Annotated in this window: 14 protein-coding genes; all 14 read right to left on the bottom strand. The window is 51.5% G+C overall.

What is annotated here, in order from left to right; translation table 11 throughout:
• Positions 1-200: 200 nt before the first annotated feature.
• Positions 201-827 (bottom strand): anti-sigma factor family protein, encoded by a 627-nt coding sequence (locus tag FS806_RS03890; RefSeq protein WP_144933305.1) that lies wholly within the window; start codon positions 825-827, stop codon positions 201-203.
• Positions 827-1,417, bottom strand: coding sequence for an RNA polymerase sigma factor (locus FS806_RS03895; protein WP_144933392.1), 591 nt, complete (start codon positions 1,415-1,417; stop codon positions 827-829). The genes FS806_RS03890 and FS806_RS03895 overlap by 1 nt, the downstream gene beginning before the upstream one ends.
• 611 nt (positions 1,418-2,028) lie before the next feature.
• Complete coding sequence (locus FS806_RS03900) at positions 2,029-3,138, bottom strand: prephenate dehydrogenase (protein ID WP_260981968.1); 1,110 nt, start codon at positions 3,136-3,138, stop codon at positions 2,029-2,031.
• Positions 3,139-4,239, bottom strand: a complete 1,101-nt coding sequence (gene hisC, locus FS806_RS03905) for a histidinol-phosphate transaminase (protein WP_144933306.1) — start codon at positions 4,237-4,239, stop codon at positions 3,139-3,141.
• Between the two features lie 28 nt (positions 4,240-4,267).
• Positions 4,268-5,074, bottom strand: coding sequence for a tryptophan synthase subunit alpha (gene trpA / locus FS806_RS03910; RefSeq protein ID WP_144933307.1), 807 nt, complete (start codon positions 5,072-5,074; stop codon positions 4,268-4,270).
• On the bottom strand, positions 5,071-6,267 hold the full coding sequence (trpB, locus tag FS806_RS03915; protein ID WP_144933308.1) for a tryptophan synthase subunit beta: 1,197 nt from the start codon (positions 6,265-6,267) through the stop codon (positions 5,071-5,073). The genes trpA and trpB overlap by 4 nt, the downstream gene beginning before the upstream one ends.
• Positions 6,264-6,938 (bottom strand): phosphoribosylanthranilate isomerase, encoded by a 675-nt coding sequence (locus FS806_RS03920; protein ID WP_144933309.1) that lies wholly within the window; start codon positions 6,936-6,938, stop codon positions 6,264-6,266. The genes trpB and FS806_RS03920 overlap by 4 nt, the downstream gene beginning before the upstream one ends.
• Positions 6,935-7,741: an indole-3-glycerol phosphate synthase TrpC gene (trpC, locus tag FS806_RS03925; RefSeq protein WP_144933310.1), complete on the bottom strand. Its 807-nt coding sequence runs from the start codon at positions 7,739-7,741 to the stop codon at positions 6,935-6,937. Before trpC ends, FS806_RS03920 begins: the two co-directional genes overlap by 4 nt.
• A complete protein-coding gene (gene trpD, locus FS806_RS03930) occupies positions 7,731-8,771 on the bottom strand; it encodes an anthranilate phosphoribosyltransferase (RefSeq protein ID WP_144933311.1) in 1,041 nt (346 codons plus the stop codon). Before trpD ends, trpC begins: the two co-directional genes overlap by 11 nt.
• Before the next feature lie 26 nt (positions 8,772-8,797).
• The gene (gene trpE / locus FS806_RS03935; protein WP_144933312.1) at positions 8,798-10,363 is read right to left on the bottom strand and encodes an anthranilate synthase component I; all 1,566 of its coding nucleotides are present in this window, start codon (positions 10,361-10,363) and stop codon (positions 8,798-8,800) included.
• Positions 10,364-10,715: 352 nt separating this feature from the next.
• Positions 10,716-11,087, bottom strand: coding sequence for a chorismate mutase (gene aroH / locus FS806_RS03940; RefSeq protein ID WP_144933394.1), 372 nt, complete (start codon positions 11,085-11,087; stop codon positions 10,716-10,718).
• Between the two features lie 7 nt (positions 11,088-11,094).
• Positions 11,095-12,189 (bottom strand): 3-dehydroquinate synthase, encoded by a 1,095-nt coding sequence (aroB, locus tag FS806_RS03945; RefSeq protein ID WP_144933313.1) that lies wholly within the window; start codon positions 12,187-12,189, stop codon positions 11,095-11,097.
• A gap of 305 nt (positions 12,190-12,494) precedes the next feature.
• Entirely contained in the window at positions 12,495-12,659 is a 165-nt protein-coding gene (locus FS806_RS25615) for a hypothetical protein (RefSeq protein ID WP_186328189.1), read from the bottom strand.
• Positions 12,660-12,904: 245 nt separating this feature from the next.
• Positions 12,905-13,702 (bottom strand): CheR family methyltransferase, encoded by a 798-nt coding sequence (locus FS806_RS03950; RefSeq protein ID WP_144933314.1) that lies wholly within the window; start codon positions 13,700-13,702, stop codon positions 12,905-12,907.
• Positions 13,703-13,727 lie beyond the last annotated feature (25 nt).

Below are 13,727 nucleotides of genomic sequence, written 5' to 3' on the forward strand. Positions count from 1 at the left end.
ACCCTTGGTAAAGAATCCGTATAAAATGACTTATGACCCTAGTAGCCGCCCGCCGTTATTGAAGACAAATTCCTGCGATGATGCATCAATTTAGAGCGATTCAGAGCACTCGGGGAGACGCCTGCAAATACATTAATTTCGGTATAAAATCACCCTATCCCGCAAGAGAAAAAAACCGCCCCCTAATGGGAGCGGCCGTCCTATGCTCTTATTCGGGAAAGCCAATTCATGATCAGCAATGCGGCAATTAAACCCAGGAAGGAAATGACTAGCAAGTAGTCAGGATAAGTCTGAATCGGCCCCAGCTTGAGCGGCTCGATTATGGCCGTCTTGGAAGAGGCGCTTTGCATCATAACCTGAGTGTGGAGCGAGGGCTCCGCATAATTGTCAGCCGCGCTGACCGCCTGATGGAAACCAAATATCCCGCTTTCCACCGGTTGGGATTCGGGTGCCGGGCGATAGACCAAGGAATACAGAAAGCTAAACATAAACAGCGCCAAGCAAAACGAAATGAATGCGGTCAGCCTGCGTCTTACCTTATAGGAAATGGAGTAGATTCGATCGGAAACCGGCGTTCTCCAGCTCTCCTGCTCGTAAATCCGGTTCATGACCCGACTGGAAAACTCAGGGCCTTCCATCGCTGCCGGACGAGACGAAGGCAAGGCCTCCTCCCTGGCGATCCATTCGGCACTCTCAATCCATATCTGGAGTTCATTCTTGCAATCCGTACAATGGTTAACGTGCTCATCCACACGCAAACGCCGTTCATCGTCCGGAGGAAGATCGGTATAAATCTCGATGAGATCCTGAACCTCGGCACAATTCATTAACGATTCATCCCTTCAATATCAGTCAAGATGGGATCAAGAACGTACGGCTCGAGCTGCATCCTGACACTGGCCCTTGCGCGAAACAACAACGACTTCACCGCACTGACCGTCTGTCCAAGAATATTCGCGATTTCCTGATAGTCCAACTGGTCGTACTCCCGCAAAATAAGGGCAGACCTCTGTTTCTCCGGGAGATTGTTAATGGCTCTGCGGACCATCGAAACCTTCTCATTGCGAAGAACCGTCTGCTCGGGAAGTGTTTCCGAAGCAGCTTGCGGAGTATGTCCGCTTTGTTCCAGCGAAACCTTGACATGCTTATGCCTGCGAAGCTCGCTCAATACGGTATTCCGCGCAATGGTATATAACCAGGTGGAGAAGGAAGCTTCTACTTCGCGAAAAGTGGACAAGCTTCGATAAGCTTTGTAGAACGATTCTTGACACAAATCGTCTGCCATCGCTTCCAAGCCGGCGCTCTTGAGCATGTGAAACACAAATGTAAAAATCTTCCGTTCATAACGCTGCATTAATTCGGAATAAAGTTCCACATTTCCATCTTTAATTTCTCTAATCAACTGGGAATCGGTCATCACAAACGATCCTCCTTGCGATCCTCGTTCGTTAATCCCAGCCTCCTATCCTGTTGTACTCTGCTGGGGAGGAAAAAGTTGCGCACCACGATCAAAATTTTACGTTCATAGCTTCTGAAAAATGACAAAACTTCCGAAGCCCTGCCATTACTGTATGCTGACAGGGATCGGAGGATGTATAAGATTGCCACGGACAAATACATGTTGATATAGTTATTCGCGGTAAATTCAATAATTCCTTCTTTTTCGCCAACATTTTCAAAAAAAATGTAGAATTATATTGATTAAGCTTGCTGTAGATTAAACGCCTTTCCTCACGATGTGACCGAGATTCCCTTTGATCATGCACCAAGCCTATTTTCGACACTTTTATTAAACAAAAAAAAGAACCGCCGATTGAATCGGCGGCTGCACATCGTGCAAATATTCGGATAGGAGTGGAGAGAAACCATACTGTACTTTTATTATATGAATCCGTTTTCATTTTGTCAATGGTTTTTTTGAAAACGTTTTATATTTTTTTGTAATTAAAATAGCGCAACCTTCCAAGAACTTATTTCCCATGGAAAAAGCAGGCTTGTCCAAAGCCTGCTTTCTACCTATCCGGAAAACTATTGATGAACCGTATATTGCTCTTTGAGCAAATTTGCCGCTTTCTCATAATCCTTCTCATTATCGAAGGAAAGCCTGAGTACCCCGGGGACATCCGCGCGGCTTTCGATAATTTGAATGTTGCGCAGGTTGATTCCTTCATTACCGAGCTGTGTGGCTATACTGCCGACAATGCCCGGGTGATCGGGAACGTCCACATACAGATCATAGAGAGAGGTTAGAACTCCCTTGCGCCTCTCCGGAAGCTGCCCGCGAAATTGTCCGGCACGGATAAACTCCTGCTCGATCCCCGGCCCGTCCGCCGCCTCCAGCAATTGAACAAAATGCTCCATCTGCCGATTCCAATCCTTAAGCAAGTCCAGCAGAACCTTCCGATTATGAACGAGAATGTCCCTCCACATGACCGGATCTCCGGAGGCAATCCGGGTAATATCGCGGAATCCCCCGGCGGCCAGACGCTCATAATAAGGATTGTCCTTATTGTAGGCCGCAATTTGATTCACTAAAGCAACCGCAATAATATGCGGAAGATGGCTGATGGCGCCGACGATATCGTCGTGAAGCCCGGAATCCATCCGGACAACATGAGCCTTCGTCCAGCGCAGAAGGTTCTCCAGCCTGCCGTAAACCTCTTCAGGAGTGGATTCCAGGGGAGTTAGTACATAGAAAGCATTCTCGTACAAATAGCTGGAAGCGGCCTCCACCCCGGACCGCTCCGAGCCGGCCATCGGATGGCCCCCTATGAAATAAGCGTCCTTAAACTGCAGCTTGCGCGCGTAATCCATAACCGATGCTTTGGTGCTGCCTACATCGGTAATGATGCAGCCCGGCTTCAGCGGCAGGTTGCTTAAACGCTCCAGATAAGGCTCCAGTTGACCTACGGGAACGCATAGAAAAATATAGTCGGCATCGCAGGCCGCCTGCTCGAACGAAGTCGTTGCTTCATCGACGACTCCCCGTTCCAAATATTTGTTCACGGAGGCCGGATTGGGGGAATGGCCCACTACCCGCAGGCCCGGCTTTCCTTTAAAGCAAAGAGCCAGCGATCCCCCCATTAATCCGACGCCAAAGATCGAAATGGTCTTAGCTTCGTCCTTTATAAAGCCCACTTATGCTTCCACTCCGATTTCCGCCAATACGTTCTCGAGCGCCCGGATGAATTTCTCATTCTGCTCTTGGCTTCCTACGGTCACTCTAATTTTGGTCGGGAAATCCAACTGATGGCCCCCACGGACAATGAACCCTTGGCGCAGCAGTCCGTTGAATACGTCCGCAGCCGACCGCTTGACGTCTACCATGATGAAATTTCCATGCGCCGGATAATAGGACAAGCCCATCCGGTCAAATTCTCCGGTCAAATAACGAATGCCTGCCGCATTCTCCTTGCGGCAGCGGTCAATGAAAGCTTGATCCTTAACGGCAGCCAGAGCGGCCGCTTGACCGAATCGGGACGTATTGAAAGGCTCTCTCACTTGATTGATCGAACGAATGACATCCGGATGACCTACGCCGTATCCGATTCTTAGTGAAGCCAAACCGTATATTTTGGAAAAAGTGCGAAGCAAAATAAGATTCGGATAGGTCTTCAGAAGCCGGAAGCCGTCCGGGTATTCCGATGTCGTATTGTATTCGGCATAAGCTTCATCCAGCACAACCAATACGTTGGAAGGCGCCTTCTTCATAAACGCTTCAATCTGCTCATGCGTAACCATCGTTCCGGTCGGATTATTCGGATTACAGATCCAAACGACTTTCGTCCGCTCCGTAATCGCTTCGAGCATGGCTTCCAGATCATGGGTCCCGTCTTGAAGAGGAACCTCGATACAAACCGCTCCCTCGATTTCCGCATTGTGCTTATACTGCGGGAAGGTATGGGAAGCCATGACCGTTTCATCCCCGGCTTCAAAGTATGCGCGGGAGATCATCAAAATGACTTCATCCGAACCGGCGCCGAAAATGATCTGATTCGGCTCGACCCCGAGATGCTCGGCCAAAGCCGCGGTTAATTCAACAGCACCGCCGTCCGGATAAAGGCTTGTGTTTGCTATTTCCGAAGCTATCGCTTCCTTAGCTTTCTCGGAGCATCCGAACGGATTCTCGTTGGAAGCCAGCTTGATGACTTCCGTGAGCCCCAGTTCTCTCTTCACTTCTTCAATAGGTTTACCCGGCTGATAGACCGGTAAATGAACGATATTCTTCTTCGGCTGCACGGCCAACACCCCAATATGAAAAAATAAGTTACGCTTTTAATTGTCGCACAAATTCACGAATTTGCAAGAGACCGGCCGATTTTGTCTCTTCCTGGCTTAAAAGCGGGAGTGTTTCTTCGATTTTGCGGACAATCGCACTTCCGACCACGACTCCGTCACACTTTTTGGAAAAATTGTCGACCTGCTCCCGGGAAGAGATCCCGAACCCGATCGCTATCGGCACCTCGGTGGATCGCTTAACCGTATCAAGGAATGAATCAATACCCTCGAAAAATTGCGAACGGGTTCCGGTAACGCCCAGCGAAGAGACGCAATAGATAAAACCGGCGGCTTGCGAAGTAATTCGCTGGATCCGGTCATTGGAGGTCGGGGCGACGAGCGGAATCAGATGAATGTTATACTGTCTCGACAGCTCCAGCACCTGCCCGTTCTCTTCCAGCGGCAGATCCGGGATAATGATGCCGCTCACGTCGTTCTCGCGCAGCAATTCGAAAAATCTTTCCAGCCCAAGCTGCAGCACCGGATTGTAGTAGGTGAAAATAATAAACGGCAGCTTGCTGCCTCGATCGCGGCATTGCCGTGCAATGCGAATGCAGTCGACAATTGTGACCCGGTGCTGCAGCGCTCTCAGCGAGGAACGCTGAATCACCGGCCCGTCCGCCAACGGGTCTGAATAGGGGACACCCAGCTCGACCATATCGGCTCCCGCTTTTTCCAGCTCGAGAATAATGTCCACCGAAGTGGCCAAGTCCGGATCGCCAACGGATATGAACGGCATGAGGGCAGTTTGTCCCTTTTCCTTAAGTGACGAGAAACGTTCGTCGATAAGATTCATTGTCCATCCCCTCCCAAGTATTTCATGATCGACTCCACATCTTTATCGCCCCGGCCGGAGAGGCTGACAATAATCGTTTGATCAGGGGACATCGTCGGAGCTATTTTTACCGCCTGGGCTACTGCATGGGCGCTTTCCAGGGCGGGAATAATTCCTTCCTTGCGGCTGAGCAATTGCAGGGCATCCAATGCCTCCCGGTCCGTGATCGGCACGTATTCCGCCCGGCCGCTGTCCTTCAAGTAGGCATGCTCCGGTCCGATTCCCGGATAATCCAGTCCGGCGGAAATCGAATGAGCGGGCTGCACCTGGCCATATTCATCCTGAAGAACGAAGCTCAGCGAGCCCTGGAAGACCCCCGGCGTACCATTGGTCATCGTGGCCGCATGCTCATCGGTATCGATCCCGGCCCCTGCCGCCTCAACTCCCATCAAGCGAACCTCCGAATCCTGTACGAAAGGATAGAACATCCCCATCGCATTGCTTCCGCCGCCTACACAGGCGATGACCAAATCCGGAAGCCTTCCTTCCGTTTCCAATATCTGTTCCCTGGATTCATCGCCAATAATTCGCTGAAAATCGCGCACCATCTTCGGATACGGATGAGGGCCCGTGACGCTGCCCAGCACATAATACGTATCCTCTACATTTGCCGCCCAATAACGAAGGGTTTCGTTGCAGGCATCCTTCAACGTTCTCGAACCGGAAGTGACCGGAACGACCTCTGTGCCGAGCAATTTCATCCGGAACACATTCAGCTGCTGGCGCTTGGTATCTTCCTCGCCCATGAACACCTTGCATTCCAGCCCGAGAAGTGCGGCAATAGTCGCCGTAGCCACCCCGTGCTGACCGGCTCCCGTTTCGGCAATGATTTTCGTCTTCCCCATTCGCTTCGCCAGAACGGCCTGACCGATCGTATTGTTGATTTTATGTGCGCCGGTATGGTTCAAATCCTCGCGCTTCAAATAGATTTTGGCTCCGCCCAGATGTCCGGTTAACCTTTCCGCAAAGTACAGAGGTGTAGGTCTACCCGAGTACTGTTTAAGCAAATATCGGACCTCGCTTAAAAATTCGGGATCCTTCATGTAATGTGTAAAAGCTTCTTCCAGCTCCAGCAGTGCGTTCATTAATGTTTCGGGAACATAGCGTCCTCCGAATTTGCCATACCGGCCATATTGATCCGGGACCTGAGTCATCGGCTTTTCACCCTTTCCACAAACTGTTTGATTTTAGCTATATCCTTCTGTCCTTCCGTCTCCACCCCGCTGGAAACGTCCACTCCGTCAGGTTGGTATGCAGAGATCAGCCCGCTCACATTATCGGTGGTTAAGCCTCCTGCAACGATCAATTTCATTCCTGCGGCCCGGGTCAGCTCCAAATAGTCGGGAATGACCTTCCAGTTGAAGGTTTTCCCGCTGCCTCCACCATGTACAGGATCATATGTGTCCAATAATATGGCATCCACCGAGCCGGCGAAGGGCAATACGAAATCTGCGGGAGAAGCGGTCTGCGACATGGAAATCGAGACGGCTTTGAACAATCCTGTCCCGAATCTCTCCTTCACTTGATGGCAATATTCGGGGGATTCCCGTCCATGGAGCTGTATAACATCCAACGGAACGATCTTCAGTATCTCTTCAAGCTCTTCCGGTTCAGGATTGACGAAGACTCCAACAGATGCGGGAGCCGGTCTTCTCTGTTCCCGCTCCCTCACCAATTCCCCGGTCATCTCTGCGGCCTGGCGGCCGGTCACTCTTCTCTTGCTCGGGGCAAAAACAAAACCGATATACTCTATCGGCAAGGAAAGAATCGAGCGGACCGCTTCGATCGTCTGCAATCCGCAAATTTTAACCGCTGGGCGGATCATCTCGCCACCTCTTCGGTGCCGGGCTCTCCCATCAACTGTTTCACGGCCCATCCGATATTATGCTGCCTCATAAAATGCTCGCCCACCAAAACGGCATGAGCGCCGGACGCCAGCAAATAACGGATCTCCTCCGGACGGGATATGCCGCTTTCGCTGACGATTGTCGCTTCCTGCGGAATGTGGCGAATCAGCGACTCGGTCGCCGCCAGATCGGTAACGAAGGTCTTCAAATTGCGATTATTGATTCCAATCAAGGAAGCATCCAGCTCCAAGACCCGCTCCAGCTCTTCCCGGTCATGCACTTCCACCAGCGCATCCAATCCCAGGTCGCTGCTTATTTGCAGCATCTCCTTCATCTCTTCCGCTGTCAGAATTGCAGCTATCAGAAGGACCGCATCCGCACCGATCAGACGGGCCTCGTAAATTTGGCGGTAATCGATCGTGAAATCCTTGCGCAGGATAGGAAGCCGGACCGCCTCTCTAATCTCCTGCAAATAACGGTTGCTCCCTTGAAAATACTCTACATCCGTCAGAACGGACAAGCAGTCCGCCCCGGCCTCTTCATACGTCCGAGCTATATTAACAGGATGGAAATCCTCCCGGATCAGTCCCTTGGAAGGGGATGCCTTCTTCACTTCCGCAATCAAACCCATGGGACGGTTACGGCCTCTGGCAAGCTTCTCCCCAAAGCCTAAACAAGCAGGCAGTTCCGCTATTTGTCTCTCCGCTTCGGTAAGGGAGAATCGCTCCTTCAGCGCCGCGACTTCCATTCGTTTCGTCTCAACGATTCGATCAAGATACATGGCTCAATTCTCCTGTGCAATGAATTAATTCGTCCAGCTTGCGGCTGGCCCGGCGCGAATCGATAACCTCCGCTGCCAATTGTACACCATCCCGCAGGGAGGAACAACGCCCGGCCACATAGAAGCACGCTCCCGCGTTGGCCAGCACAATGTCCCGGTACGCTCCTTGACGACCATCCAGAATCGAATGGATAATCTGCGCATTCGTCTCCGCATCTCCTCCGGACACTTCTTGCAGCGGATAGGTCCGAAGCCCGAGCTCTTCCGGAGAAATCGTATAAGTCCGAACCTCTCCTTCCAATAACTCCGTTACCTGGGTCGGAGCGGAAATGCTGATTTCATCCAATCCATCGTAGCTCGCAACGACAAGTCCGCGCTTAAGCTGCAGTGCGTTCAATACATGTGCGAGCAGCTCGGTCTTGGAGCGGTCGAAGACACCGAGCAGCTGACGGTCGGCCCCCGCCGGGTTCGTGAGCGGCCCCAGAAGATTGAACACCGTTCTGACCCCGAGCTCTCGTCTCGGCCCAGCTGCATGCTTCATAGAAGGATGAAAATCCTGCGCAAACATGAAGCATATTCCGATCCGATTCAAGCAGTCGGCGGCCTGTACGCTGTTCAACTGTATGTTTACGCCGAGCTTCTCCAGCACATCCGCGCTTCCGCTGCGACTGGACATAGCCCGGTTGCCGTGCTTCGCCACCCGAATTCCGCCTGCGGCAGCGACGATCGCCGATGCCGTGGAAATATTGAACGTATTGGCGCCGTCTCCCCCCGTTCCGCAAGTATCGAGCAGATCGAATTGCTCCGTACGTACCCGGTTGGCCTTGCTGCGCATGGATTCCGCAAATCCGGTAATTTCATCGATCGTTTCGCCTTTCATCCGCATGGCGGTCATCAAGCTGCCGATCTGCGCGGAAGTGGCTTCCCCATCCATAATAGCCGACATGACCTCACTGGCTTCGGCCCGCTCCAGATGCTGGCCCGAAATGACTTTGGCTATCGCTTTCTTAATCTTTGCTTGATTATCCATCAACTCAATCCCCCCGCCTAATCGGATTATAAATTACTTCCGGAAGCATTCCCGGCATAATAATAGTCTTGGTTGGCCGCTGTTTCCCCGCCTCCGCCGCCGAACATCTCCTCCGCCATACGGATAGATTTCAGCAGCGCTGTAGCTTTATTCACCGTTTCCACATATTCGTTCTCCGGCACCGAATCTCCGACGATGCCCGCTCCGGCCTGCACATAAGCCTTGCCGTTCTTGAACACGATCGTCCGTATCGTAATGCAGGTATCCATGTTGCCGGCAAAGCCGAGGTAGCCGATGGCCCCTGCATACGTTCCCCTGGCCTCATTCTCCAGCTCGGCGATAATTTCCATCGCCCTTATCTTGGGAGATCCGGACACGGTTCCGGCGGGAAGGCAGGAGATGAAGGCATCGAAGAAATCTTTATCCCGGCGCAGCTTACCGGTGACATTCGAAACGATATGCATGACATGGGAGTAGCGCTCCACTTCCATGAAGGAGTCGCATTTCACCGACCCGAACTCCGAGACCCGGCCCAAATCGTTGCGTCCGAGATCAACGAGCATCAGGTGCTCCGCTCGCTCCTTCTCGTCGGCCAGCAGCTCCTTCTCCAGCGCCTGGTCCTCCTCTGGAGTAGCTCCCCTCGGCCTCGTTCCGGCGATCGGGCGCGTCTCCACCTTGTCTTCCTCCACCCGGACCAGCAATTCCGGAGAGGCACCGACGATGATCTCATCCTCCATTTTCAGATAATACATATAAGGGGACGGATTGACAGTTCGCAGCACCCGGTATACCTGCAAGGGGGAAACGTCCGTTTCGATTTCAAACCGTTGGGACAGAACTACCTGAAAAATATCTCCCGCACGAATGTAATCTTTGGCCTTCTCCACATTGTCCATGAACTCCGCTTTAGTCACATTGGATCGAATCTCTCCCAGCTCGACCTCCCGGACATTTACGTTCCGGGATGCCGGCAGTGAAGGAGACGGCCTCTGCAGTTTGCGGACGGTCTCGTCGATCTTGAGGCATGTCTTTCGATAGGCCTCCGCAATGTCGGACTCCGATGCTTGAGGAGGAATATGCACGTTCGCAATCACTTTGATTTGCTGTTTAAAATGGTCGAAAGCTATAACCTGATCGCAGAACATGAACTGAATATCGTTCATCTGTAAATCGTCCCGCCGATGTGCCGGAAGCTTCTCGTAATACTGAAGCAGATCGTAGCCGAAAAATCCGATCGCCCCTCCCGTGAAACGGGGCATATCCTCGAAATAAGGACTGGAAAAGGAGGATAAACATTCTTTCAAAACTTCCAGCGGCTTCTCCCTTAAAATCTCAGTCTCTTGGCCCTTGGTCACCCGGACCTTGCCGTTTTTCGCCTTTACGGTCATGAACGGATCGGTTCCAATGAAAGAATATCTGGCCCATTTGACCCCTCCCTCCACACTTTCAAGCAAGAAGGCATTCGGTTCGTTGACAAAATGCTGAAATAACCGGATAGGGGTTTCCACATCGGCCAACAGGCTGCGCGCGATGGGTATCAGGTTGAATTGCTCGGCCAGACGGGTAACTTCTTTCAATTCCGGACTATACATTCTCGATCTCTCCTCCGTTCATGTGTTAGGAACGACTCTGACGCCCAGTCATGCCACTTCGTACCAAGCTTGGACTGCTTACCGCTGTAATCTTTAGACAAAATAAAAACAGCCTTCTACTCACCGTAGAGGCTGTTAATGTACAATTTAAGCAAATGGAAGCGAACAAAGAATAGCAAACAAACATAATGAATCCAACGACTCATTATAGATGCGCGGCTCATTCTTGCTCTCTACTCAACTCTTCTCGGCTCAAACTGTTCTCAACTAGTCTCTACTCAATCTCTTCTAAGGTCTTTCCCAAAACTGGTTATCTCTCAATATACAGGAGAGCCGCTTGACTCGTCAACCCTTATTTTTTCCCGACAATATCCGGACGAAGCGCTTTGGCTCCGTTCAGGAACACGTGCCGGATTTCATCCTGCCGCTTGGTAGTGTTGACATGCACCATTAGACGGATACACATCGGCAAGCTGGGCTGAACCGGTATTTCAAGGCAGCACATCAAAGGAACGAGCTCCCAGCCCGGCATTTGGCGGATCGCTTTGGCCGGAAATGTAGCAGTCAGATCATGAGTCGTCGTGACCAGAATGCTGCCTATATCCTCGGGATGCACATCATTCTCGGCAATGAGCTCATTCATCAGCTCCGCCGTAGCCTGCAAAATTTCTTCTTCGTCGTTATTGTTTACGGTTGTCGCACCGCGAATTCCCCTAACCCACATCATCGTTTTATTCCTCCCGTTTCAATTGTTCCACTGTTTCCCTTACCCATTCGACCGAAATCTGGTGATTGATTTCGACCTTGCCTATCGCGGTAGGAATGATAAAGACCATCTTACCTTCTTTAAATTTCTTGTCATGCATCATGGCTGACATGATCTGTTCCGTGTCCATATGCTCCGGCAGTCTGACCGGCAGTCCGAATCGCGATAAAATCTCCTTGGTCTCGCGGTAGATCGATTCCGGATGGCCCAGCTTCATAGCCAGTCTGGCGGCCCCTACCATTCCTATCGATATGGCTTCGCCATGAAGAAGCTCATTATAGCCCGCCACAGCCTCCAGCGCATGCCCGATCGTATGCCCCAGGTTAAGGATAGCCCGCAAGCCGTTCTCCTTCTCATCCTGTGACACTACAGCCGCTTTGACCTTACAGCCGGTATAGAGTGCCGTCGCCAAAGCTTCCGGTTCGAGCGCCAGCAGACGATCGGCATGATCGCGACACCAATCTACGAACGCGGCATCCCAGATCAGGCCGTGCTTGATTACTTCCGAGAAGCCTGCACGAACCTCCCGATCCGGCAGCGTATTCAACGTTGACGTATCGTAGAGGACGAATTCCGGCTGGTGGAAAGCTCCGATGACGTTCTTGGCCAGCTTGTGATTGACGGCTACCTTGCCGCCGACACTGCTGTCGTGAGCCAGAATCGTTGTCGGTATCTGGACAAAGCGGATTCCGCGCATATAGCTTGCAGCCGCGAACCCGGCGAGGTCGCCGACAACTCCGCCCCCCAATGCGACGATACAGGAGCTGCGGTCCAGTCCCGCTTGTAAAGCATCGGTCACAATATCCTCCAATATGGCCAACGATTTGGATGTTTCTCCAGAGGGAACGATTTTGGTGACTACTTCAAATCCTCCAGCGCGCAAACCGTTCGCTACCGAATCCAGATGCCTGGCGGCAACATGCTCATCCGTAACGATCATAAGCGGCGAAGCCTTGCGGATTCCGTGCTTCTCAAAAAATCCGGAAATTCCGGATATCATTCCTTCACCAATATATATCGGATACGACCGTTCCCCTAAATCGACGATCAGCTCTTTCATAGCTGCCCCTCCTTGTCTCCCATGCTGTGCGCTCTTGCGCTTTAGCGCTTTTATGTGCTAATTATAGTACAGGGCACCCGCTTTGACAAGAAAAGTTCGTTTAGATCCAACGAACCTAAAATCATAGGAAAAGCCTGCTCCGATAGATTACCATTCCCTTGATTCTTTGCGGTCCGTCCGTTTCATTTGCAGTGCGACTGTCGGACATACCGCCGACCCAACATCCTTCCGCGAAAAAAAATAGCACGCCGGAATGACATATGGTCACCGGGCGTGCTGGTTAGCTGATCGCAAGTTTAAGACGTTCAACTGTTCATCGACTGCCTTGGAACGGGACGGGGCCGTTCTCCCCCGTTAGGAGCGCCAACCATTCCCATAATTTCCAAGGAATCGATCCCCAATATTTGAGCACATTCTTGTATCGTTATAAACCCTCTTTGATAGGCTTCGATAACTTTCCTTTTATCCAAGCGGATACCCTCCTTATCGTTCTGCCGTGGCAGAAACGGCTTTGTAAGCAAAGCGGACGCTTCCGGGAAAGCTGTTCTGATGCAAACATAGGCTGGATTCTTCACAAATCCTATAGACTTAAGAAGATTGGGCCCATACCTTCCGGAAACCAAGCCCGGAGCCGTCATGTGAACGGCTGCAGCTTGCCTGTCAGGAGCCTTTGCTCACAGTATTGGAGAGATTGGAAAAAATTATACTTAAAATCTTACAGTTTTTTTCGATAGAAGAAAGTGTCGGCCGGCTCCAACCCGAATTTGCCCGGTGAGAAAATTTGCTCCGTGCTGCCTACGAACAGGATGCCCCCCGGTCTGAGCGCATCCGAAAACTTCCGGTAAAGAAGCTGCTTCGCTTCCTCCGTGAAGTAAATCATGACATTTCGGCAAATAATCAAATCGAAATCGGGCTCAAACCGGTCTTCCAGCAGATTATGCCGGCGAAATTCCACCGTCCGAAACCGGTCCCTGATCAACCGGTAGCCCCCATTCTCCTTGACAAAATATTTATCCAGCAATGGCGCCGGAACCTCCCGTACCGATCGTTCGGAGAAGAAGCCCTCCCTGGCCTTGGCCAGCACTCCCTCATCCAGATCGGTAGCCAGAAGCGAAGTCGACGCCAAAGCGTTATGCTCGCTCAGGATCATGGCAAGCGTATAAGGCTCTTCGCCGGTAGAGCAAGCGGCGCTCCAGCATTTCAAGCGTCTTCCCTGCTTAAGCATCTCAGGCAAAAATTTGTGCTGTAAAGCGTCCCATCGGTTCGGATTACGAAAAAATTCCGATACATTAATCGTCATTCGATCAAGGAATTCGTTCAGAAGCCCCTTATCCGAAGACATCGCCACATACAGCTCCCGGAAGGTTGGAAAGCCCTTCTTCATCCGAAAGGTGGTCAGCCTGCGTTTCATTTGAGCTTCTTTATACTGCGACAAGTCTATCGCAGTCAAGCTTTTCACGTTTTCCATAAAGAGCGTAAAGTCTTTGTCCTCCAAGTCCGGCTCCTCTCCCATGGCCTGATGATTACAGATAAACCTT

Origin of the sequence: Paenibacillus sp. 32O-W (assembly GCF_007679495.1) — a bacterium.
GTDB lineage: Bacteria > Bacillota > Bacilli > Paenibacillales > NBRC-103111 > Paenibacillus_L > Paenibacillus_L residui.

Excerpts from the sequence above, each read along its gene's own strand:
- FS806_RS03890 (WP_144933305.1), bottom strand. The coding sequence starts at position 827 with ATGAATTGTGCCGAGGTTCAGGATCTCATCGAGATTTATACCGATCTT.
- FS806_RS03895 (WP_144933392.1), bottom strand. The coding sequence starts at position 1,417 with ATGACCGATTCCCAGTTGATTAGAGAAATTAAAGATGGAAATGTGGAA.
- trpA (WP_144933307.1), bottom strand. The coding sequence starts at position 5,074 with ATGAATCTTATCGACGAACGTTTCTCGTCACTTAAGGAAAAGGGACAA.
- trpB (WP_144933308.1), bottom strand. The coding sequence starts at position 6,267 with ATGACTCAGGTCCCGGATCAATATGGCCGGTATGGCAAATTCGGAGGA.
- FS806_RS03920 (WP_144933309.1), bottom strand. The coding sequence starts at position 6,938 with ATGATCCGCCCAGCGGTTAAAATTTGCGGATTGCAGACGATCGAAGCG.
- trpC (WP_144933310.1), bottom strand. The coding sequence starts at position 7,741 with ATGTATCTTGATCGAATCGTTGAGACGAAACGAATGGAAGTCGCGGCG.
- trpD (WP_144933311.1), bottom strand. The coding sequence starts at position 8,771 with ATGGATAATCAAGCAAAGATTAAGAAAGCGATAGCCAAAGTCATTTCG.
- trpE (WP_144933312.1), bottom strand. The coding sequence starts at position 10,363 with ATGTATAGTCCGGAATTGAAAGAAGTTACCCGTCTGGCCGAGCAATTC.
- aroH (WP_144933394.1), bottom strand. The coding sequence starts at position 11,087 with ATGTGGGTTAGGGGAATTCGCGGTGCGACAACCGTAAACAATAACGAC.
- aroB (WP_144933313.1), bottom strand. The coding sequence starts at position 12,189 with ATGAAAGAGCTGATCGTCGATTTAGGGGAACGGTCGTATCCGATATAT.
- FS806_RS03950 (WP_144933314.1), bottom strand. The coding sequence starts at position 13,702 with ATGGGAGAGGAGCCGGACTTGGAGGACAAAGACTTTACGCTCTTTATG.